Genomic DNA, 24,520 nt, shown 5'->3' with positions numbered 1-24,520 from the left:
TAGTTTTCAATACTTTCATCCCTATAGTTTGGCTAACTTTATTTTTGTCGTATTGTGTATATACGCATAAAACACTGCATAAGGCCATTTTATGAAAGTAATTTTTCGAATAGTATTTATAGTTGGCGCTATTTTTTCCTTTGTCACGGAGTCCGCTGCGCAGTTTACCGCCAGGATGACCGATACGAATATTGGATACCTGGAATATCTTCCGCCGGATTATTATACCAATCCCACACGAAAATATCCGCTTCTGGTATTTCTTCACGGACTAGGTGAGCGAGGTACCGGTGTCCCAAGTGACCTGGAACGTGTAAAGCGCCACGGCCCTCCAAAAGAAATCGTCGACGGACATAATATGTGCTTCACTGTCGACGGTGTGGAAGAGTGTTTTATCGTCATTGCTCCCCAACTATTGGGTACTATCGGCTCATGGGGCGATGTGTACATTTGGCGTGTTTTCGACTATATCTACAACGGCCCGCATAACTACCGATTCGATCCGGATCGAATTTACCTGACTGGCCTGAGTCTTGGGGCGAACGGAACCTATAAATATGCCTATTCTCCCCTGAATGAACCAAATCAACTTGCCGGGATCGGACTTGCGGCCGGATGGGGTGATGAAAACAAGGCATGTATCATCTCGGAACGAAAAATTCCCGTTTGGGCATTTCACGGGGACTCAGATGGTACCATCGGATATTCGTGGGGACGTGCAGTGTTTAATGCCATTGTCGCATGTACCACTCCAGTGCCTACTGCTGAACTGATCTTCACGACATATGCCGGAGTAGGTCATAATTCGTGGTCACGGGCTTTTGAAACTAATTACACCTATCATCAACCAAACTTATATGAATGGTTACTCTCGAAACGACGAAATAACGGTGGTACGCCCGTCGCCAATGCCGGACCAGACCAGAGTATAACCCTTCCAACCAATTCAGCAACATTAAACGGGTCTGCCAATGATCCCGATGGAAGTATAGTAAGCTATCAATGGACAAAGGTTTCAGGTGGCGGAGCTACACTGGTTAATGCCAGCAGCCCCAATCTAACCGTAAACAATATGGGGGCCGGAACATATGTTTTCAGGCTGACCGTAACTGATAATGATGGAAATACTGCTTCAGATGATGCCAGGGTGGTAGTGAATGGCCCCGCTAACATTGCCCCGGTAGCAAATGCAGGCCCGGATCAAAGCATTACATTACCTCAAAATACACTTAACATTAACGGAAGTGGAAGCGATAATGATGGAACCATAGTTTCATACAGCTGGACAAGGGTTTCAGGACCTTCCGGGATTACAATGTCTGGCACCAACAGCAGTACATTGTCCTTATCTGCTCTCGTAGAAGGCGTTTACGTATTTGCACTTACTGTAACGGATGATGACGGTGCCAGCAACACCGATAATATGCAACTAACGGTAAATCCAGCAGCCGTCAATAACCCTCCTACGGCCAACGCGGGCGCCGATATTACTATTACTTTACCCGTTAACAGCACTAACCTGGTCGGGCAGGGTTCCGATACCGATGGTACCATCACGACGTATGCATGGTCACTGGTTGGCGGACCGTCAAACCCGACAATAACGAATCCGGGTAATGCCACCGCAACGGTTTCAGCATTAGTTGCCGGAACCTATACATTCAGACTCACTGTTACCGACAACGACGGGGCAACAGCCACCGATGATGTGCGCGTTACAGTCCTGGCCGCCAACCAAAGTCCGGTTGCAAATGCCGGTCCTGATCAAAATATAAATCTTCCGACTTCCGGGATAAATACCAACGGAAGCGGAAGTGATCCTGACGGTACCATCGCTGGATATCTGTGGAGCCAGGTAAGCGGTCCGTCCAGTGCTAATATTGTAAATCCATCGGCTGCTGTGACTACTATAAACAACTTAATACAAGGCACTTATAGATTCAGACTTACAGTAACAGATAATGATGGCGCAACGGGAACTGACGATATGATTGTAACGGTTTCCCCGGCAGAGACAAACGTTCCACCCACAGTGAACGCTGGTGCTGACCAGTCCATTACGCTTCCGCTTAATTCAGTAAACCTGGTGGCAACGGCATCCGACACAGACGGGACCATTGCCAGCTATGCATGGACAAAAATCAGTGGTCCGGCATCCTTTACCTTTAGCGGAACAACAACTGCATCTGTAAGTGTAAGTAACCTCGTGGCTGGTACATATGTCTTCAGAGTTGTAGTTACCGACAATGATGGTGCCACTGCTTCAGACCAGGTACAGGTAAATGTGGCTCCTGAAGTCGTTAACCAGGCACCAGTAGTGTCTGCCGGCGCAGACCGAACCATCACGTTACCAACAAACTCACTAACCGTGACTGGAAGTGCGTCTGATGCAGACGGTACCGTAGCCACGACCGTTTGGACACAGATTTCAGGTCCTTCAAGCGCAACTTTATCCGGACAGAATACACTGTCGCTTTCCGCTTCCAACCTGATTCAGGGAACCTATGTTTTCCGGTTGAGTGCCACAGATGATGACGGAGCAAGCGCGGATGATGATATGAGGGTTATTGTTAATGCTGCGAATCAGCCGCCTGTAGCAAATGCCGGTGCAGATGTTAACCTGGTATTACCGACCAACAGCATCATAATCAATGGAACCGCCAGCGACCCGGAAAATGATATTGCAAATATCGTATGGACACAAACGGGCGGTACTGCAGCAGATTTCACATCGAATAACACAGAGCTGTCAGTTCAAAACCTGGTAGCCGGCACATATACATTTACTTTAACAGTTACCGACGGCGACGGGCTCTCGGCACAGGACGAGATGCAAATCTTTGTAACGGCGACAAATCAGTTGCCTGTTGTTTCGGCAGGTGCAGATCAGGTGATCACACTCCCTGTTTCATCCACTAATTTAAATGGAACGGCATCCGATCCGGATGGCTCTATCACCAACATTGCCTGGACGAAAACATCCGGTCCTGCAGCAACGCTGTCAAATGCAGATCAGCTCATCAGTACGGTTGACAATCTGGTTGAGGGTGTGTACATATTCCGACTAACCGTAACCGATAACGACGGAGACACATCCTCTGATGAGGTACGAATTACGGTTAACGCACCAGCAGTCAATCAGCCGCCAGTCGCAAATGCCGGTCCCAATGTGAATCTCACGCTGCCGGTGAATGCCACAAATCTTAATGGAAGCGGCAGTGATGTCGACGGAACTATCCAGAGCTATTTATGGGCAAAAGTTAGCGGTCCTGCAGCTACCATGACAGGCGCTGCTCAACCGACTCTTCAGCTGAGCAATTTGGTTGCCGGAACATATCTGTTCAGGCTTACGGTCACCGATGATGATGGCGCAACAGCCAGTGACGATGTTCAGGTTACTGTTAATGAACAAATTGTAAACCAGCCCCCTACCGCTAATGCGGGAGCAGACATTACAATTCAGGCTCCTCTCAGCACAACAAACCTTGTGGGACAGGGTTCTGATCCTGATGGAACAGTACTCACCTATTTATGGACCCAGGTATCAGGGGCACCAGCGACAATTGCCAATGCAACGCTTCCCACGGCTTCGATCAGTGGCCTGGTACCGGGAGTATATGTATTCAACCTTGAAGTTACAGATGAGGACGGCGCTTCTGATAATGATCAGGTAACTGTAACCGTACAGGCTGAAATCGCGAACCAGGTGCCTGTTGCAAACGCAGGCCCGGATCGTACTATCACATTGCCCACAAACTCTGTAGTGGCCAACGGATCCGGTTCCGACAACGATGGCAGTATCGTAAGCTATCAATGGTCAAAAGTCTCAGGACCTTCATCATTCACTATTGCAACACCGGGAACGGCTGTAACACAGATATCGAATCTGACTGAAGGAATATATACATTCTCATTAATGGTAACAGATGATGACGGTGCAAGTGATGAGGATACCATGCAAATTATTGTTGAAGCTGAAGATGTTAATACGCCTCCAACAGCCTCCGCAGGCGAGGATATTATTATAAAGCTGCCTATCGATCGAACAACAATTTATGGGTCGGGTCTTGACAGCGATGGAACAATTGCATCCTATTTGTGGACCGTTATATCCGGCCCGTCAACCCCTGTAACCTCGAGTAAAACTGCTCCAACCATACAGCTCAACGGGCTGATTGAAGGAGTATACATCCTGCAGTTGCAGGTAACGGATAATGAAGGAGCCATTGCCACCGATCAGGTGCGGGTAACTGTACTTCCTGAAACAGCAAATCAGGTCCCCTATGCGAATGCAGGGCCCGATCAGGTAATTTATCTACCGACGAATCAGGTAACTCTCAATGGAACTGCATTTGATCCTGATGGAACAATATCCATCATCGGCTGGAGCAAATTAAGCGGTCCGGCAGCCAATCTTACGAATCCTGCTGAACTGAATGTCGTTATAAACGGACTTACGGAAGGGGTTTATGTTTTCCGAATCACCGTTGAAGATGACCAGGGAGCAGTATCACATGATGATGCCCGTGTTATCGTTCAGGCAGCTAATGTTCCGCAACCCCCGGTTGCTAATGCTGGCCCGGACCAGGTAATAGATCTTCCACAGTCTGATATAACTGTAATAGGCCAGGCCACAGACCCGGATGATAACATTGCAACGATCATGTGGGCTCAGACGAACGGACCTAACAGCGCCTCAATAACCGGAGGAAATACGCTGAATCCAACTTTTGGTAATCTCACAGAGGGTGTCTACACTTTCAGGCTTCGAGTGACGGATACTGACGGTCTGACAGGCACAGATGCGATGCGTGTGACCGTAAATGATCCTACCACCTCGGCTCCGATAATTTTCGCTGGTGATGATATCGATATTTACATTCCGGACCAGGAAGCATTACTGGATGCCGTTATCAATTACGACGGATTATTGGATACCCTCTTCTGGGAACAAACCTCGGGAGCTCAGGCCTTTATTTCAAATCCGAATAATGCGCGAACGCTTGTTCAGGGACTGGAACTGGGCACCTACTCATTCCGTATTACAGGAATTGATAATAATGGTCTTTCAGGATCAGATGAGGTAATCATTAGGGTGCTATCACAGGAAGAAGCGAATCAGTTCCCTATGAAAGTCTTTACTCCGAATGGAGACGGAGATAATGAACTATGGGTTCTTGATCCGGATGTTCAAAAATATGAGAATTGTCCGGTGAAGATATTTAACCGTCAGGGACAAATAGTTTTTGAAAACAGTTCGTACCAGAATACATGGGATGGCACCTGGAATGGACAACCCGTACGAGAGGGCGTTTATTATTTTGTATTAAGCTGCTCCGATTCATCAGAGAAATTGAATGGAAGTATAACGATTGTGAGATGATACGATTTTTTAGTCTAGTTGTTCTATTTTTTGGTTTGGTATTCCAGGGTACTGCACAACAGTCACCCGTGTACAGTCATTATTTCATTAATCCGGTTTTGGTAAACCCTTCATTTACCGGCTCTTCTGGTTTTACAGATTTAAGTTTGAACTACCGGAACCAATGGGCAGGCATTGAGGGAGCCCCTTCAACCATAAATGCGATCCTTCAGTTACCCCTGAGCACGAAAGTAAGCATGGGCATGAATCTTCTCAGCGACAAAAGAGGGGCTCTTTCGACGTATGAGACAGCTGTAATGACCTCCTATCACCTTCCACTCAGTAAAGATATCCAGGTAAATTTCGGACTTCAACTGGGTGTGGGCAGAAACAGTATCGACTTCTCCGGGGCAGATCTTGCTATTGACCGTGCCATGGAAAACAACTGGTATGCTACGGGTTCGTTTGGAATGAACGTGAGCCTGGGTAGGCTTAAACTTGCTTTTGCGATGCCTGAATTGTTTGAAAATGATATTTTAAATCAGTCGAACTTTGAGGAGCTGGGACTTGATGTGATGGAACAGACATTGAGTTCGGTGAGTTACAATTTTGAATTATCACCACAGTGGTCACTTGAGCCCTATGCTTTGTTACGGACCGATAAGGAGGGCAAGAGTCAGTGGGAAGCAGCGGGAGTTGTAACCTATAAAGGATTTGCCTGGATTGGCGCGACATATCGTGAAGACGGCGGAGTTGGCGGGTTAGTTGGCTTGTCGGTCAACGACTGGCTGCGATTCAGTTATGCTTATGAGGCTTCCTCACAAATGGTTTCTGGTTTTGGGAATGGAAGTCACGAGATTCAGCTGAATTTCCGCCTAGGTAAGCGTAACAAACGGATTGACGCACAAAAGCAGCCTCTCATTACCACTGCACAAAATTCCGAAGATCCGGCTGATGAAGAAATCAATCAAAGTATTCAAGACGAGCCTGTTGAGGAGGAGGTGATAGCTGCCGCTGCGGCTCCTTCTGTGCAGGAAGCGATCGTTAAGGAAAAACATGAAGAGATTCAGAATTCCGAAGATGTCGAATCCATCAGCCTTGATTACGATACGGAGAAAGAACTTGCCGACAATGACGGCTCACAGATGGAGCCCGGATACTATGTTGTCGTAGGTGCCTTCAAAATTCCCGAGAATGCAGACCGGTACAATGCCGCTGTTCAGAAGAAAGGATATACCAGCGCAATGGGTTACAGCAGAACCACGGGATTCACATATATTTATATTATGCACACCGATTCTGAAAATCAGGCAAAGGATACCACCAGAAGTATCAAAAAAATCAAAACTCTGTATTTTCCGGAAGCCTGGGTGCTCCATATCAGAAGTTAAAACATAACATTTTCATAGCAGGCCTTACATGAAAAAATATGTAATTATCGGTTGTTCGATATAATAATTCGGACATTTTGGGTTATATTTGGTTACCTAATTGTCGGAAACCGTATAAGTACTTACATCGATCGAAAAACCTGACATCAGGCCTGTTATGAAGTCAAAAATACTCTCTATTATAGTTATATTGTTGATTGCAACAACGAGTGAGTTGCTTGCTCAACCTTACTATTTCATCGTACCTGGTACTATTTCCTATCGTTTGGATGGTACTACTGCCCCTGCCATTACAGATCCTTTGCAATTAAGAAGAAATAGTCCGGGTTATTATGGATACTCACGTAATCCCCCCGGAGCAAGAACCGGATTTGATTCATCACCTTATCTTGATTTCTCGTTTTTCACGCATCCGAGTGATCCGAATGCCTATGGTCCTTCAAATTACCCGGATATAGTGCAGGATGGGCCTCCCCAGCCCCATGTTGCAAGGATAAAGGAATGGCTTATGAACTTCCGTATTCTGTTCCCTCCTGGTTTTGATCCTGAGAATCCCGGAACGGAGCGCTTGCCTTTACTGGTTATGATGCACGGTGCCGGAGAGCGGGGAGATTGCTGGAATAACAGCTGTTATTCTACTTCAGGGGACTATGCCAACCTTTGGAATAATGACCACAACCTGGTACACGGTGGTAATCAGCACCTGATTGCCCGCAACAATGGCCGTTTTCCAGGTATTATCGTTTTTCCTCAGAACAGGAATGGTTGGGTTTCAGGTCCGGAAGGAAATGAATATTCTTCACTTTGGATCGTAGAGGTTTTCCTCGAACAACTGATGCGGGATTACCCGATTGATCCGTTACGTGTTTACATGCACGGACTGTCTAATGGTGGTATTGGTACATGGAAAATGGCTAATACCAGGCCAGATATGTTTGCAGCAGTAGCTGCCATGAGTGGTAATGCACTCTTCAAGGCGTATCCGCAGGAAGGTCTGCAGACACCTATGGAATCAGAAGATCTGGCTGAAACACTCGTTCCAATTCCGCTCTGGCAATTTCAGGGTGGCCGGGACACAAAGCCCTCCCCTAATAGTACCGGAAACGTGCTCAGAAAACTGCGTGAAGGCGGCGGAACACCTCGGTATTACCTCTACCCTAACCTGGGCCATGCAACCTGGAATACCGCTTATGCGGAACCAGACTTTTTTGAGTGGTTTCTGCAGTATGACAAAACACATATACATCCATTCTTCGGCGTTACCAATGTTTGCGAAGGAGACCCGATCAATGTAAAACTTGCCGTTTCCAAGGGCTTTGTCGACTATGAGTGGCAAAAAGATATAAACGGCACGATCACTGATGTCGACCTTTCCGGTGCTTCACGGAAGGACTACATATTCGCAACCGAATTAGGTAAATACCGTGTCAGAATCAAGTATAATGATTATTATACCGGTACACAGCCGTGGTCGCACTGGTCTGACTGGTTTGAATTAGGCTCAAGACCACGACCCAATGTTCAAATCGTAGCAAACGGACCGACTGCATTACCCGGCCTCGATGTTCAGTATAATGTAAATATTTCGGCTATTACTGAATCAACACCTATCAATTATACATGGTATCGCGATGGAAACATATTTGAGCAAGGTGAAGAGGTTGATAATATTACCACGACATATACAAAAAGTGAATATCACCTGGTTGTAACCGATGAGAATCTTTGTAATAGCAATCCTTCAAATAGTATTTACGTCAGCAGAATACCCACAAGTGGCAGCTTACCTTTCGCTCCTACAAATTTGAGGGTACTTCCCAACACGCCAGCGTCGCTTAACCTATTCTGGGATACGAATTCAACAGATGAATTAGGTTTTGAAATCTATCGGCGAGTTCTGGGGCAGACGACATGGCAATGGATAAAGACCACTGCACCCGGGGTTATTTCCTATACGGATACCGGTCTGACCAGTAATACAACATACTGCTATGCAATCCGTGCTTACAATGCGAACGGGGCATCAGCAGCGCTTGGCGGCAATGGCTCCATTTGCTCAACGACAGACGGAGACAGTGAGCCACCAAGTCCTCCACAGAATTTCGCTTTCAATAATTTCAATTACTTTGAAACAAGAACTAATGTGGTTGGTGAACTGGCAGATGTATACCTGACGGTAGAACCTGATAAGGCGCACTTCTCATGGGATGCAGCGACTGATGATGCCGGTGTAGATCATTATAACGTGTACAACGAAAATGGTGTGCTGGTAGGTACTACGACAGAAACATCGATTGAGATTACCGGACTTGTGGCCGGCGCAACGCACGGCTATTATGTGACCGCTGTGGACGGTGCGAATAATGAATCTGAACACAGTAATGGTATCAGCCTCACCAATATACTTGATGGTATGTATTACAACCTGTATAAAGGTGGTACCTGGGATGTGGTGCGCGATTATTCCAACTGGGCATTGACCGCTTTTGATCAGACTCAGTTAGAAATTCGTGAAACTGTGGCCTATGCCCAGTACATACCCAATGATGAGCGCGATTATTTCGCATATGATTTCTTTGGATTCCTGTTCATAGAGAATAATGGAAATTATGACTTTAGCCTTCAGTCGGACGACGGAAGTCAGCTCTATATTGGTTCTGCAATGGTACTTAATCACGATGGTCTGCATGGTGCTTCTACCAAGACGACTACATCGCCGGTAAGTCTCACTGCGGGAGCTCACCCGATTACGGTAAAGTATTTTGAAAGAACAGGAGGTCAGTATTTACAACTTAATTACAGGGGTCCGGATACAAACGGCAACTGGCAGGAAATTCCGGCTTCGCAGTACAGAAGTTTTGGAACCATTCCTTCGATCACTCCTCCTGCTGCTCCGAGTGGGTTAACAGCTACGGCCAACGGGTATGAAATCGACCTCAGCTGGGCCTATTCAGGCAGTCCTGCAGGCGTCATGTTCGAAGTATGGAGATCCACTGATAATGTGAATTATCAAATTGTCGGGAATACTGCCTACGGAGAGCTCACGTATACAGATGCGGATCTCGCTGCAAGTACCACATACTACTATAAAATAAACGCTTTTAACGCCAATGGTTCCTCGAACCAGGTTGGTCCGGCATCTGCCACGACCGGTGGCGATACACAGGCGCCAACGAATCCGACAAACCTCACCGTTATGGGAGTGACCTATTCAAGCGTCGTTCTCTCATGGGATGAGTCAACCGATAATGTGGGCGTTACCGAGTATGTGATCTACATGAACGGGAATGAAAAGGGTACAACCGCTGGCAAGACCGCTTCGGGTGCATCTGCCCTTGCAACGACAAGTTCCAGAACTTTTACAGCAACTGGTCTTTCAAGCGATACTGAATACTCATTCTATGTAATCGCAAGAGATGGTGTCGGTAACAGTTCAGGCAATAGTAATACTGTACTTGCAAGAACTAATGAAGGTGGTCCATTGCCTGTAGAAATGGTTTCCTTTGATGCATACCCGGGTAATGGTGAAGTACTGTTGAAGTGGGTTACAGCGAGTGAACTGAACAACGAGAAATTCCTTGTTGAACGCGGTACCAATGCGAGCAATTTTGTTGCTATCGGTGGATTGGACGGTTCAGGCACAACTTATACCAGAAATGAATATAAGTGGGTTGATCGTCAGCCTCTTGATCTTGCATATTACCGCATCAAGCAAGTGGATTTTGATGGAACAACAAGCTATTCGAAGACCATCCGTGTTGTTCTTGATAAGTCTAATCTTGAAGAACTAACCGTATATCCGAATCCTACGGATGATCAGAATATCTACATCCGCGGATTTGTACCTGCAAATTCCGATAAGGTTTCTGTACGCCTGATTGACGTGATGGGTAAAACTTATCTCAATACCGTCAGTGATCCGAACGAGTTCCTGAGTGGCGTAAAAATTGAACCCACGCAGACAATGCCGGTAGGTGTGTACATCCTGGTGTTGACAGATGGATCCCAGGTGACACAAAAGCGTATTGTGATCAAATAGATCATATGCAAAAAGCTAAATACGATTTTGTATTCGTCGGAACAAGTTTTGCATCCTCATTCTTTTTGAAGAAGGCCCTGGAAATTCTGGGGCCTTCTTCAAAAATACTGGTTCTCGAACGAGGCAAGCGTTTTCCACATGCCGATCGTTTACGAAGTAAAATAGATAACACCCCGCTGGGTAACATGGGTGCATTGGACACTTATCATTCCTCATCCGAAAAAATTTGGGTATTTGACCCCAGTTTTGGGGGCAGCAGTAATTGCTGGACAGGATGCACACCCAGGTTTATGCCTTCCGATTTTAAGCTCAAATCAACCTATGGCGTAGGTTCTGATTTCCCCATTTCATACAATGACCTCCTCCCCTTTTATGAGGAAGCCGAAGAAATCATGCAGATTGCCGGTCCTGAAGAAACCCCCTGGCCGATGGATCATTCCTATCGTCAACCACCACAGATATTGAGCACGGTCGATATTTTGTTAAACAAGAAATATGGTAATCAATATATAAGTCAGCCTACTGCACGAGCCACAGAGTCAGTAGGTAAACGGGGAAAATGCTGCACGAGTGCAGTATGCAATGTCTGTCCGGTAAACTCAAAATATACCATTGAGAATTCCCTTTCATGGTTGTTTGAAGACCCGCGAGTTACCCTGAAGTATGAATCTCAGGCCATATATATCAACAAGCAGGGGAATATGGCCAACGAGATTGTTTATCTTCATAATGGAACCGAAGAAACGGTTGGGTGTGACAACATCGTACTTGGGGCCAACGCTGTATTTAACCCGCATATTCTCCTGAATTCAGGAGATTCCAATACTCTCACTGGTGCAGGTATTTCAGAACAGGTAGGACGGTTCGTGCGTGTTTATTATAACGGCTTAAAAAATGTCGGGGGAAGCTCCATCATTACCGCCAATGGTTTTATGATGTATGATGGTGATCATCGGAAATCCCGGGCCGGATGTCTGATTGAAAGTTTTAATACTCCATTTATTCGAAATGAGCCTGGCAAGTGGCGGGATATGTCCATTTTCAAATTCATTTATGAAGACCTGCCTCAGAACTCAAACCGTGTTATAAAAGGACAGGACAATGTGACCCCTGAAATTGTTTATTCCGGACACAGCACCTATACACAGAGCGGACTGGATCATCTGGAAGAGGATTTCCTTCGATATTTCAGCTTTCTGCCGATTGAACACTATGAAATCGACCCGAATAATCAGCAAACAGAATTCCATATCTGTGGAACCACCAGAATGGGTACAAGCCGGGACAACAGTGTTGTTGATGCTGGACTTGTACATCATGATATTCGGAATGTGGTTGTGGCAGGAAGCAGCGTCTTTCCGGCGATCAGTCCGGCCAATCCCACTCTCACACTGAGTGCGCTTTCCCTGATGGCGGCTAAAAAATATCTGACATGAAACCCATAGCATCCATCACTCGACGCAAATTTATTAGGGTATCATTCTTCCTTTTTATTGGAATCTTAATTCTAATTTTTGCACTTTTACCTTTTGAACATATAGTTAGGCGAATAATTAAAAATGATCTTAATTCGTTGAAAATCAATGATGAAATCATTGATAAGTTTATCAAGGAAGCATTGAACAACGGATATCTATCTTCATTTGACGCAAAGAAAAAATGGCTGATAAGAATTTATGACCGCTTGCCTGTTGGATGGGTAAAATTTCCTTTTGAAGGAAAGTATCATCAGTACAGAAGTGAAATAATCGCAGACTTTCTCTTATCAACTGACTTTTTCCTGAACGGAATGGATGAACAGAAGCAAATTAATTATTTAGGATTTTACAATCCATACAGCCGACCTTGTTCAAATCCATTTTCGAACTTGTTCTATAGTCGGGTGTGAACCAGAAGAATTATTTAAACTATATTCATTATTTCCGTGGATTTGCAATTCTCATAATTGTCGCGATTCACTGCCGCATATCGCTTGGCTGGGGTGAAAATGAATTCGGGCAGCAGGTTTTCACCACCTTGCTGGACAATGGAACAATGCTCTTTGTCTTCATTGCCGGATTTTTATTTCACTACCTGAAAAATAAATTTGAATACAGGTCATATCTGAACAGGAAGGCAAAGTATGTACTGCTTCCCTATATTATCATGTCGTTTTTCCCTATCGTTTTGAAAGTGACTCATGTATTAAGCAGTGACTGGATTCCGCCGGGATACCTGCCTGATAATCCATGGGAAGAAGCATTATACTATTTCTCTACCGGGAAGCATCTCGGGCCATTCTGGTTCATACCAATGATCGTGATTTTCTATTTTATTTCACCACTGCTTATTCGGATCGACCAACCTAAATTTTATACGTTCGTATTTCCTTTTATTTTCATAGGCAGCCTTTTCACCTATAAATTTGGATATTTCAGCAATATCTGGGCTTCCTTCGTACATTTTCTGCCCGTCTATATTTTTGGTATGTGGGCAGCCAATTACCGGGAAAAACTCACCCGGCTGAGCCTCCCTGTCACAGGATTGCTTATCTTAATTTACCTCACACTCACAATACTGGAAATAAATCATGTAATCCCCGCACCAAAGATTGGGTCATTCTATGAAAATGAACTAAGTCCATTCTTTGCTTTCAATATTGTTAAAATCCGGGTATATATTCTTTGTATTATTTTATTACGGGTTTTTTACCAGTTCAATAATCGAAATATGCCCATGCTGAAACTTCTGGGCGATTACAGCTTTGGTGTATATTTCGTCCATATTTTTTTCATCATCATTATTCAGTACGTCATCAATGCTTATCTGCCCGAATTCACGTTGAACACATTTACATTTTTATTGTATGTAGCCTTTGTTTCCCTGTTATCGCTGGCAGCAGTACGATTTGTAAAATGGATTGCCGGTAAAAACAGCCGGATGCTTATCGGCAGTTAGAAGGGTTTGTAGAAGTGGTGGGTTGAGAGTTCAAACATCTCACGGTCACCCCTGCTGTCACCATAAGCGATGATTTCCTGATAGTTCTCCAGGTTAAACTTTTCACGAACACGATTCGCTTTTTCGGGGCCATAATTATTTCTCCCCTCAATCGTTCCGGTAATCTTACCATCAATAACCTGCAGGCGGGTACATATGGAGTCAACTCCCCATTGGTGAGCAAGTGGCTCAACCCATTGCTCACATGAAGCAGATACCAGCACAACTGTATCTCCTGCTTCAATATGTTCATTCAATTTCTGCAATCCCCTGGGCCTTAAAAGCTCCGGGATAATTTCCACTGCAAACTGCCTTCCAAGTACCTGAACTTCCTCCTGCGTCCGTCCACCCAGAAAATATGTTAATGCTTTTTCCTTCGCCTTCCAGTTGGGATAGAGTTTTAGCTTGTACAGGATCAGGTAGGGACTGATTATGAACATTCCAATATAATACCCAAGTGTTCCTTTTACATACTTAAAAAAATCCAGCAATGTATCCGAGCGTGTCAGGGTTCCGTCCAGATCAAAAAGGACAAGTTTTTTCACAGCTTCATCCGTTTAAAAACAAATTCGGGGATCAGTACAATAATCAGCATTATCCACCTCCAGATTCCCTTAATATATACTGTATTCTTTTTCTTTTTAATTGCCTGCTGAATCTTCTTTGCCACCTGATCGGGCTCAGCCGTAAGAGGACCGGGTAAATCCAGGTTCTCGGTCATTTTAGTATTCATAAAGCCCGGCTTCACGGTTACTACATGCACCCCCTTACTAAACAGGTCATTTCTCAAACCACTCAGATATGCAGTAAACCCTGCTTTCGCACTTCCATAGAGATAGTTGCTTTTTCTGCCCCGGTCACCTGCCACAGAACTGATACCTGCAATCGTCCCGGAACCCCTGTCGGCCATGGCTGCCGCCACAATATTTAAAATTGATACTGCCCCGGTATAATTCGTTTCAAGAATGGCTTTGGATTGATCCCAATTCCTGGCAGCTTTTTCCTGATCACCCAACAGTCCGAAAATCAGGATAACAACATCCGGGCAGCCGGGTAAGGAAGAAAAAAAGGTTTGATGTGATTCAAAATCAAGCGCGTCGAACAGAAAGCAGGAACAATCTTTATTCGTTCGAATTCTTATGTCATTGCGCAGTAAATCAAGTTTCTCCAGATTTCTCGCTGCAAGCCAGACATCCCAGCCATCATTAACATATTGATTGGCTAACGCCTGGCCCACATCACTCATCGCTCCCAGTAAGAGTACTGATTTCATCGTTTGCATGAGGCTATCTAGATTTTAAAGGCATAAATAATGAGAAAGAAACTAACGATCCAACCGGCAAGGGTAATATGCAGGAATCTGTCGGTATACAGAACGCGGGTCGGACTTCCGCTTTTATTTTCGACCATTGTGATCTGAATATATCTCATGATCCCGGCGATTACAAAAACACTTGTCAGGTAAAGGTAATTCGTATCAAACTGTTCCGAGACATCATCGGATATTGTGTACATTATATAGGAAACAGTAATTACTGCCGACAGAAGGGTTAATATTGAGTGGATAAATTCCAGGTTATAATTCTGGATATTCTTTCTGAGCATGACCCCGCTTTGCTGATACTCCAGGATGTCGTCCCGGCGTTTTGCCAATACAAGAAATAATGCCAGCAGGTAAATCATCACGATTAACCAGTGTGAAACGGGTACTTCAGCAACAAAACCTCCGGCAAGTACCCGCAAAACAAATCCTGTTGCAACAATGATCAGATCCAGAATTGAAATCTTCTTCAACCCAAGACTATAGCTCAAATTTAAAATGATATAGGAGATAAGAATATAGGTGAACAGCTCATTAAGCCGCCATGCAATCACCACAGATGCAATGAGGAGAATGATCCCAATCGATAATGCAACCCCTACACTCACCTTGCCGGCCGGGATGGGGCGATATTTCTTCTCAGGGTGTAACTTATCCTGTTCAATATCCCTGATATCATTCAGAATGTAGATAAAACTTGCTGCAAGGCTGAAGCAGATAAAGCCAATACTAACGTCCACCAGTTTGTCGAGATTGAAAAACTGACCGGCAAAGAACAGTGGAATAAACAGGAATAAATTTTTAATCCATTGATGAACCCGTAATAATCCGAATAAGGTTTTTACATTCATCTTTTCACTAATTTATAAGTAACAAAATTATTAGAGGTATCTACCGGCACAGGAACGTAGTAATACTTCATAAATACACTGTCCAACACCTCTGAGGTTATCCCGGACCTGAATGTTATAGCGGGAATGGGCTCAATCATATCTTCTGTAATATATATTTCACCCTGAAATGCGTTTAGCGAATCAAACATGGGTGCATTCATCATCAACTGTTCTTCGTAATTATAGGCCTCCCCCTTCGTATAGTAATTAAGATAGCGGATAAAGCTCATTGGCCCCAAACTTAATATCAGATCTCCATCCCTCGCATTTTGTGACAACCATTCAGTCTTCAGGCGATTAAAATCGCAGGAAGAGTCCTTCAAGAGTCCTATACCGCCAATGTAATTAATCAGTAATACAACAAACAGGATGCTATGCACCAACCATCTCCTTCCGGCATAATATACAGGCAGAAACAAATAATTCCCCAGTAATATCGCTAATGGAATAGTAAGCATGATCCAGGGCTCATTGGAAGATGGATCCATGACAACCAGGAAGGAGCCATATATCACCACGATTACAAGGAATACTACAATGAATACCGGTAATGACATCCCGTTTCTTCTAAAATACCTCACGGCAAAAAAGAGCGCTGCAGCCAACAGGACAAAAAGGACTGCACACAGAAACATCAGGAAATAAGAAGTGTTGCCCACCTGGCTGGCAGTTAACAATTCTTCCTGTACGACCTTATGGGCAAATGCCGAGCTCACTATTCCTCCGAGCTCCCTGACCCCGAATACCCACATGGTTGATATAAAATTGCTCACAACCACTACAGGCGCCATCCACGGGTTCCCCACCGGATCATTCACCCCACCCATAAAGTGGGCCACGAATGAATCAGGTTTAAGAAGATAGTATTTGTAGGTTAAAAAATAAAAACCCAGGATTATAACACCGGAAACTCCGTAAAGCAAAAAAGCATATTTCCAGCGTTGTTTTACTGCCAGCAAAAAAGGCAAAATGAGAAATACAATAATAAAGGCAGGTTTGTAAAACAGAACTGCCAGCGAAGAACACAGAATTAATGCTGTTAACGTTCTCCAGTCCTTCCCTTGCTGATACAATTCCAACTGAAAATATAAACATGCGAGGACCATGAAAATGGCGAGCATGTAGACTTCACTTTCAAATGCATAACGCCAGAATTCATAGGAAATAAGAACCAAAATTATCACCCACCATGAAACCACTGTTGGCCATGAGGTGAACTTGATCAAAATATTGCGTAAAAGAACAATAGCCAGGCCGGCAAAGGCCATGCTCACGTAACAAAGCAGATGGTATGTATCAACACCCGGCAAAACACCTGCAATGAGTTTCATAAAGGGAAGAAATAGCAGGAAACGTGGATTATACAGCGAATGGATCGACTGATCACGCACCATATACGCATACCACGCGCCGTCATCCGTTTCTGTCCTGTTCTCCGGAAAGGTGATCAGTAAAAACATTTCCACCACGAAGAACAGCAGCAAATCAGTTTTTATTCCTGAACCACCCCAATTACGTGATGATTGTTCGATCATTTTTAGTGGATTTTCTGATCTGCAGCAGGTTACTTGACATCCTCAAGCCGAACGCCAATCAATTCTTCAACTGAAATTTTAGCCATGTTAAAATCCCCCTGTGCTGTAATTTTGCGTATCCGCTGATTATTATACTTTTCGAGTGCTCCATTATATTCCTCGATGGTTGCTGATCCATTCCTGAAATTCTGTTCTACAAGGCTTAGCGCTGAAAACAGATCTTCCTGGGCTTCAGATTCAACCTTAAGAATCTCCCTCATTTTAAGATATTCCTCGTATCTCCGTAAAACCTCTGCGCGAATCGCCAGTTTTTGCTGGTCGATTGTATAACGTGTAATATTTAATTCTTCCTTTTTCTCTTTTACTGCAAGAGGGATATTTACAAAATATCCAAGTGAAACCATACCGCTGATGTTATAGCGTGGAAAAAATAAATTACGGTCGAGCAGATCCGGATCCGGATTAATTGTGTACTCGTTGATGTTTCCAGTAATCCTGAAATTATCAAGCCATTCCCATCGTGCCTGATCTATCTGGATATCACTTATCCGGTACCTCGATTCCAGAATTCTGTTGGCAGGGTTATTTTCCCATGCCAGACGTACCAATTTTTCCGCGAAACTGATATCGGAGGCCCCGGAAGGAAGAATGATCGTGTTATAGTCTACGTCCTGAGCCCTGACCCCCCAACACAGAGCCGAAATGAGCAAAAAAGATAAAATTAATATTCGTTTCATTTTATTGCTTGATTATCAATGATTAATTCGTTGTTATCGCCAGTTAAAATTCAAGGTCAAGATACAAACTATTCAGACCATCATTTCAACATTGTAATAATTATACTAAAACTGAACTTCCATATCACTTTGAATGAAGAATTTAAAAGAACATGATCTTTACAAACAAAATGAGATATAAAAAGGAAATCAGAACAATCACCAGGGTACTGTACGCCTTCCTGGATTGATCTTCCTCCGAATTATGATTATTTTCTTCCTCCATGTGCTAATGGTTTATTCGTGTTTCTAAGTTTCGGGTTGTAAGAATCTGCCAGGCATACCGGAAAACATTAAGTAATTCTACCTTCAGTATTTTATGTAAAATTATTTGAACTGCAACAAAATCAATAAAATACGACAGCACAGATCCCCATGCGGCCCCCATTATTCCAAAATATTTTACGAAAAAGAACTTGATAATGATGGAAACAACCGCACTCGCCAGCACAAAATAGAAATTAATATTCGCCATACCAATGGCCATAAGCGTAACTCCAAACTGACGGTGAAAAGGTATGAGAATACTGTACAGCAAGACTACGCGTAAAACAGGAATGGATTCTGCAAATGATTCTGTGGCGCCTTTCGAAAGAATTACTATAATTGGTTCGGCAAGAACGAATAAAGTAACAAAGATGACCACCGAGAAAAGCATAATGAACCCCAAAGATTTCTCATACATATGTTTTGCTTCGGAAATGCCCTTTTCCCGAACTGCATTGACCATTTTTGGGTAAAAAATCTGGGAAACAGCTGTTAATGGGACTTCAAACAGGTTCGAAATACGTACTGCCGGATTATAAATTGCTACTGAAGCCGGACTGTAGAAACTTGCCAGGAGCCAGTCATTAATGCCCACATTGATCATCCCTGAAATGTTAGTGCCAAGTGTCCACTTGCCATATTGAGCCAGGTCAACAAGAACAGATTTCTTTACTTTGAAAGTGAATTTGCGCATATGCCTTGAAAAGTACAGCGAGGTAAATGCGCTGAGTATATAGCTTATCGCATTTGCCCAGGCAAGACTGATCAATGACACCTCAAGATCGAATATATACAGGTATGCGATGTACGCGAAAAGACCTCCTTTCTGAATCACCGTACTATAAAATGTCCCCTTAAAGGACAATCTCGACTGCATCAGAAAATTAAAATGGGAAAACCAGGTAAATGCAAACGAAGTGAGAATGTAGATTTGAAACATCGGGGAAATCACCGGTGCATCCCAGAGTTCAGACAACGCAAAGGAAAATATGATCATGCAAAGCATCACCGCAAATGCAGTTGCCAGATTCAGGTAGAATGCCGCACTGATAATTCCTTTCGCCTTATCTTCATCTTCGTTATTCAGAAATCTGATGAAAGGATTACTGATAAAGGCATTTCTTAAGGACTCAAATATGGTCGTAACTGAAAGAAACAGCGTCCAGATACCAAACTCATTCTGAGAAATCATCTTAATCAAAAGAATGAAGTTCAGCAGACCAAATAAGGTGACTGAAATACGCGTAAAAATCGCATATGAACCCGAGCGAATCCAATATGATGTTTTGCTGGGCACCTGCTTAAATTTTTGGTAAAGTGACGTACATATCTAAAAAATAACCCAAACCCTAACGCCGAAATAATTGAGATTCAAGTTTTTATGTAAAACCTATATTAAAAAATATTTACCCATATTCTGTCTGAGTGCTATGGTTAATATCGAAATTAGGCAAAAAGTAACAGCAATCTAATGATTTTCAAGGGATTAATTTCGAGCATGAATTTAACACCTCAAATTGTGCCCGTAACTTTTAAAAAGAATTGTTAGATTAGAACTTTGAACGTCAACCGGGTACTAACCCTGCCCAGCAACATGATCAATCCAGAACTTTTACCCGATTTTCTTATCATTGGTGCCGGTAAATCAGGCACAACATCACTTGATCATTACCTCTCACAACATCCTGAAATTTTTATGACAAGGATGAAAGAACCGGATTTCTTTGGTTATGAAACGATAGATGCAACGAAATTATTCGGTCCGGAAAAGGAGCATTACCAACGTGCGATAAAAACTATTGATGAGTATCAGAAGCTGTACCTTGATGCCGAACCACATCAAAAGAAAGGCGAAACTTCCAATACAAATTTATCTTCCCCGCTCGCTGCCGGTCGCATTAAGCACTATGTCCCGGATGCGAAGCTTATCGCAATATTCCGGCAACCGACGAAAAGACTTTTCTCCCGATACATGCACCTTCATCTTATTAATGAACTGCCTACGCCGGAATTCACTGACGTGCTTGACAGGGAATCAGTTTGGTGGCACCGTAAAGATCTGGTTCCGGAAGGCTTTTATTCCCGCAATCTCGCTCCTTATTATGACCTATTTCCGAGGGAAAACATCAAAGTTTATCTTACCGAGGAATTACACAAGGATCCGGCGGCCATTATGAATGATATTTATGAGTTCATTGGTGTAGGGCCTTACGACGAGATTGATTTTTCCGTTATCTCCAATAAATCAGGAATCGTCAAGAACAGATTCTATGATCTTACCCTGGGAAGCAATTCAATTATTAAAAAAGCTGTTAAGGCTGTATTACCCGAATCATTTTTTTACGAACTGACGAGATATCCGCAAATCAAGAAAATCACACAGTATTTAAACGGCATCAATCTGAAACCAGCCTCACTGGATCCTGAACTCTATCAAAAAATCACTACAGAAGTTTACAGTGAAGATATTAAAGCACTTGAAAAATTAACTGGCAAGGACCTGAAACACTGGCTCTGAAACCAGTCTACCCCGCATTAAAGATAATTTCCAGCATATTTTCAACATTTGATTTCCAGGTATGCTGCCGGGCAAATTCTATCCGGCCATTCCTCTTTTGAGAATTGTTTTCCTTCATGGCCAGGTTCACGCATTCAATGAATTCCGATTCTGATTCATACAAATAGACGTGCTCACCAAAATAATCCATGGCCCTGGTTTTTCTCGCGACAACAGGTTTACCCATGGCCAGGTATTCATCGATTTTGCGCGGGTAATTACCAATGGTCATACCATTGACAACCTGCGGATTTATGGCGATATCAAAGTGATGTATATAACTGCTCAGCTCCTCAATAGGCTTATTACCAAGAAAATACACATTTGGCAACCCGTGTAATGCTGATTTCTGAAAATCATCATCCTCAGGCCCTACCAGTATAAATGATAACCCGGGATTTTTGCGTGCTGAATGCTCCAGCAGGTCAATATCAAGTCGCATCGAGGTTAAAAATCCAGTATAGCCCACCTTTATTCCCGAAATGTCTTTCATATCTGCCGGCATCTCATACATTTTCTCCGCATCAAACAAGGTTAGGTCGCAACCCTGCCCGACCATATAGGTTTTCGGGTTATACTCTCTCAGGTAATCACCGAGGAAATCGGAATTACTAACAACCATATCATACCTGGCCGCCAGTAATGGTTCAATGCGGGTACCATGGCGCTTCCAGTATGGTTGCGTTATGAGATTATCACGGATGTAGTAAATGCTTCTGAGCGGCTTGGGTTCCAGGAGTTCCGGAGCATCCAGCGCCTGGAACATTTCACTGTCGTTGAACAACATGTAGGAGGTAAACTGCAGCTCATCAAGTAACCAGTTCAGGCTTTTAGCCAGCTGAAGGTTATTATGACGGTTCAACCAATCAAAAATCCGGTGACTCCTGATCCAGTTGATACTTTCAGTAATTGCCGAAGGGTAAAATACCCAAAGGTTTTCAGATATCTTCTCAAGATAATCACCATTGCTGATCAGCGATTTATGCTGCCGTATCGGGTGGGTTTTACCGAAAAGGTATTCCTTTCTGCTCAGTGGAGGGTTCACATATACAACCCGGTGATCCCTCGCGATCTCAAATGCGATATTCTTTGCATTATGAGCTACCTCATTTTCCCATGGCTGTTTTGCAACAATCAGAAAATCCATCTGACTATAATTTCAAATTCTTGCTGTCTACCATGTTGAGAATAGCCCCCATCAACTTGCCATTCAGGGATCTCAGATATTGAATTGATTCTTTATCGGTATGACGAATTTGTGATTCAGCCGAGAAAACAGGCATAACGAGATCGGCGTAACCTATAAGTTCCTTCGTATCCGGATATTCATTCATGGATGCGCCTTCCATAATTATATAATCATAGTCTTGTTTAAGACTCTCCAGCATACCTTTGAAGTTTCGTCCGCTCAGGATTTCAGAAGGACTATCTGTTCCGCGATGGCTTCCGATGATATCCACGTTCTTGTGCGCCGTAGCTGAAACAATGCTTTCGTAGCCCTGTTCCTCTTCCACAAAATCATCCGATGGTTCATCACCCTTAGCCGGGTTAAGCAATAATTTGCCATTTACCACGCGTCCTTCCTTCAGAACCCGCTCAAAATTAGGTTTGGCGACTAAAAGCTGAGTCAGTGAATTATTTTTAAAATTGGTATCAATGATGAGTATCTTCTTATTGATGAGGCTCAATGAGTACGCCAGGCATAAAATCATGAATGTCTTTCCCTCACTCACCTTCGTGCTCGTAACAAGAATTGTTTTCGCATCAAGTGACTCAAATTCAAAACGTATCTTCCTGAGAAGTTGCTTGAACATCGTGAATTCATCATCATGATTATCCACGCTAAATAATTCTTTGAGCTTCAGCTTCTTGGTATCGATCTTATTTACGGTACCCGCAAGCGGAAGCTTCGTCATTTTCGCAAATTGTGCCGGTGTTTTAATTCTGAAATCCAATAGCTCCAGAATGAAAATAATACTGGCAATCAATACGAATACAGCTGCGCCTGCAGCCAGTGTAATAATGACAGTATTGGATGATTCAGGTTCAACAGCTGGCTGACCTTCCTTGGTCTGTCGGATATAAGCTCCAGAAATCAGTGATTGGTTCTTAAATTCATTGTATTTATTAACCGCATCGGTATATTCAAGGGTCGCATTTTCCACTTCCTGTTCAAGAACACTCAGGTTGCTTTCCTTCGAGGTATATCCTGTTACATCGCTTTTCAGGTTCGCAATTCGATTATTGATGCTACGTAAATTAGACCGCGCAACCTCTAGTGCAAGCTCAAGCTCATCCTTTTTAGCCTCGAGGTCTTCACGGGTAGGCATATCCTGGTTCACAGAGGCAATACGATTCATTTCGATCTGCAACTCCGTGCGAAGGTCATTCAATGTCTTTTCAATTTCCTTATCCTGAGAACCTCCGTCAATGTAGATTGCATTGAGCTGCCGGATACGGTTTCTCAGTTCCAGCACCTTACTATTATCAATTACTGTATTCTCAAGCCGGCTGATCTGGCCATTGACGCTGCGGATTGACAATTGTAAAGCCTGAATGTTTTCCTCCTCTTCCTGACGCTTCACTTCGTATTCATTCAGCTGAGTAATTTTCAGATCAGATTCAAGCTGGAAATCGGATACCTCATTTGATTTTTTAAACTGCTCAACATTTTGTTTCAGCTGGTCGAGATTCTCCTTTTTATCTTTAACAAGCTGAGCCAGAAACTCAACTGATTCATCTGAAATACTTTGTATAATGCTCTTATTATATCGGATGAATTCCCTTGAAAGCGTATTTACAACAAACGCAGATAACTGCGGATCTTCCGAATAAAAATCGATGGAAATATAATCCGTATTATTGAGCCTGTAGATGATGAGTCGGTTCTCCCGCAAAGCATACGGCTGATAATCATATGCCCTCAAAACATCCAGCATCTTATGATCCATGGGTTTGTAAGTTGAAAGCACCTTCATCGAATCGAGCTTATTCTCAAAGAATTTGATTGCCTCTTCTTTTTCCTCGGGGGTTAATGGATCAATTTCAACTTTCGTGTAGTCAGGTGTGCGGAATGGATTATCCGATTTGAGATCGTGAAGAATCAGGTTGTAAGAAGCCAGGGAAATCGTCAGCTCAGAGCTCAGCCTTTCGATCAGATTATAAAAATTCTGATTTGTCTGCCCGGCATTATAACGGTCATCGGTAAGTTTTACAGCTTCATCAGTGGTAAGTCCGGTGGCAAGCTGCGCATTTGACCTGTAGGTCTTAGGCGCATTACGTACCACATAAAATGCAGTGACGGCCGCCAGTATTGGAATTATGATAATAATCCACAATCGGCGCTTCAGCACACTGATGAAATAGTTCAAATCCATGGAATATTCGAATTATGAGGTGAAAA

General features: G+C 43.5%; 16 protein-coding genes. 7 read left to right on the top strand and 9 right to left on the bottom strand.

The genetic code is table 11. The features are described 5' to 3' along the window. Window positions 1–91: 91 nt before the first annotated feature. From LDX50_RS28155 to LDX50_RS28130, 6 genes are all read left to right on the top strand, one after another. Entirely contained in the window at window positions 92–5,383 is a 5,292-nt protein-coding gene (locus LDX50_RS28155; protein WP_225699640.1) for a PKD domain-containing protein, read from the top strand. Next, window positions 5,380–6,753, top strand: a complete 1,374-nt coding sequence (locus LDX50_RS28150) for a PorP/SprF family type IX secretion system membrane protein (protein ID WP_225699639.1) — start codon at window positions 5,380–5,382, stop codon at window positions 6,751–6,753. The genes LDX50_RS28155 and LDX50_RS28150 overlap by 4 nt, the downstream gene beginning before the upstream one ends. Window positions 6,754–6,910: 157 nt before the next feature. Beyond that, window positions 6,911–10,792, top strand: coding sequence for a fibronectin type III domain-containing protein (locus LDX50_RS28145; RefSeq protein WP_225699638.1), 3,882 nt, complete (start codon window positions 6,911–6,913; stop codon window positions 10,790–10,792). Window positions 10,793–10,797: 5 nt separating this feature from the next. Then, on the top strand, window positions 10,798–12,228 hold the full coding sequence (locus tag LDX50_RS28140; protein ID WP_225699637.1) for a GMC oxidoreductase: 1,431 nt from the start codon (window positions 10,798–10,800) through the stop codon (window positions 12,226–12,228). Next, on the top strand, window positions 12,225–12,680 hold the full coding sequence (locus LDX50_RS28135; RefSeq protein ID WP_225699636.1) for a hypothetical protein: 456 nt from the start codon (window positions 12,225–12,227) through the stop codon (window positions 12,678–12,680). The genes LDX50_RS28140 and LDX50_RS28135 overlap by 4 nt, the downstream gene beginning before the upstream one ends. Beyond that, entirely contained in the window at window positions 12,677–13,729 is a 1,053-nt protein-coding gene (locus LDX50_RS28130) for an acyltransferase family protein (RefSeq protein ID WP_225699635.1), read from the top strand. The genes LDX50_RS28135 and LDX50_RS28130 overlap by 4 nt, the downstream gene beginning before the upstream one ends. On the opposite strand, the gene LDX50_RS28125 is transcribed toward LDX50_RS28130, so the two are convergent. The 7 genes from LDX50_RS28125 to LDX50_RS28100 all read right to left on the bottom strand — a co-directional run bounded on the left by LDX50_RS28125 (window position 13,726) and on the right by LDX50_RS28100 (window position 19,857). After that, the gene (locus LDX50_RS28125; protein ID WP_225699634.1) at window positions 13,726–14,313 is read right to left on the bottom strand and encodes an HAD family hydrolase; all 588 of its coding nucleotides are present in this window, start codon (window positions 14,311–14,313) and stop codon (window positions 13,726–13,728) included. The two genes, LDX50_RS28130 and LDX50_RS28125, sit on opposite strands and share 4 nt — an antisense overlap. Then, window positions 14,310–15,041 carry an SDR family oxidoreductase gene (locus tag LDX50_RS28120; RefSeq protein ID WP_225699633.1) on the bottom strand — a complete coding sequence of 244 codons (732 nt, stop codon included), beginning with the start codon at window positions 15,039–15,041 and terminating at the stop codon, window positions 14,310–14,312. The genes LDX50_RS28125 and LDX50_RS28120 overlap by 4 nt, the downstream gene beginning before the upstream one ends. 17 nt (window positions 15,042–15,058) lie before the next feature. Then, complete coding sequence (locus LDX50_RS28115; RefSeq protein WP_225699632.1) at window positions 15,059–15,940, bottom strand: decaprenyl-phosphate phosphoribosyltransferase; 882 nt, start codon at window positions 15,938–15,940, stop codon at window positions 15,059–15,061. Continuing rightward, window positions 15,937–17,517 (bottom strand): hypothetical protein, encoded by a 1,581-nt coding sequence (locus tag LDX50_RS28110; RefSeq protein WP_225699631.1) that lies wholly within the window; start codon window positions 17,515–17,517, stop codon window positions 15,937–15,939. The genes LDX50_RS28115 and LDX50_RS28110 overlap by 4 nt, the downstream gene beginning before the upstream one ends. Before the next feature lie 29 nt (window positions 17,518–17,546). Next, window positions 17,547–18,254, bottom strand: a complete 708-nt coding sequence (locus tag LDX50_RS28105; RefSeq protein ID WP_225699630.1) for a TolC family protein — start codon at window positions 18,252–18,254, stop codon at window positions 17,547–17,549. Between the two features lie 142 nt (window positions 18,255–18,396). Further along, a complete protein-coding gene (locus LDX50_RS30910; RefSeq protein ID WP_255647434.1) occupies window positions 18,397–18,519 on the bottom strand; it encodes a hypothetical protein in 123 nt (40 codons plus the stop codon). Between the two features lie 3 nt (window positions 18,520–18,522). Then, window positions 18,523–19,857: a flippase gene (locus tag LDX50_RS28100; RefSeq protein ID WP_225699629.1), complete on the bottom strand. Its 1,335-nt coding sequence runs from the start codon at window positions 19,855–19,857 to the stop codon at window positions 18,523–18,525. 297 nt (window positions 19,858–20,154) lie between these two features. On the opposite strand from LDX50_RS28100, the gene LDX50_RS28095 reads away from it, so the two are divergent. Beyond that, window positions 20,155–21,078: a sulfotransferase family protein gene (locus LDX50_RS28095; RefSeq protein ID WP_225699628.1), complete on the top strand. Its 924-nt coding sequence runs from the start codon at window positions 20,155–20,157 to the stop codon at window positions 21,076–21,078. A 7-nt stretch (window positions 21,079–21,085) separates the two neighbouring features. Here the strand turns inward: LDX50_RS28095 and LDX50_RS28090 are convergent, their stop codons facing one another. Next, window positions 21,086–22,264 carry a glycosyltransferase gene (locus LDX50_RS28090; RefSeq protein ID WP_225699627.1) on the bottom strand — a complete coding sequence of 393 codons (1,179 nt, stop codon included), beginning with the start codon at window positions 22,262–22,264 and terminating at the stop codon, window positions 21,086–21,088. Window positions 22,265–22,268: 4 nt separating this feature from the next. Next, window positions 22,269–24,494, bottom strand: coding sequence for an exopolysaccharide transport family protein (locus tag LDX50_RS28085; RefSeq protein ID WP_225699626.1), 2,226 nt, complete (start codon window positions 24,492–24,494; stop codon window positions 22,269–22,271). Window positions 24,495–24,520 lie beyond the last annotated feature (26 nt).

This window comes from Fulvivirga sedimenti (assembly GCF_020328055.1).
Note: the sequence above shows the minus strand (reverse complement) of the source record. Positions and strands in the feature narration are given on the sequence as shown.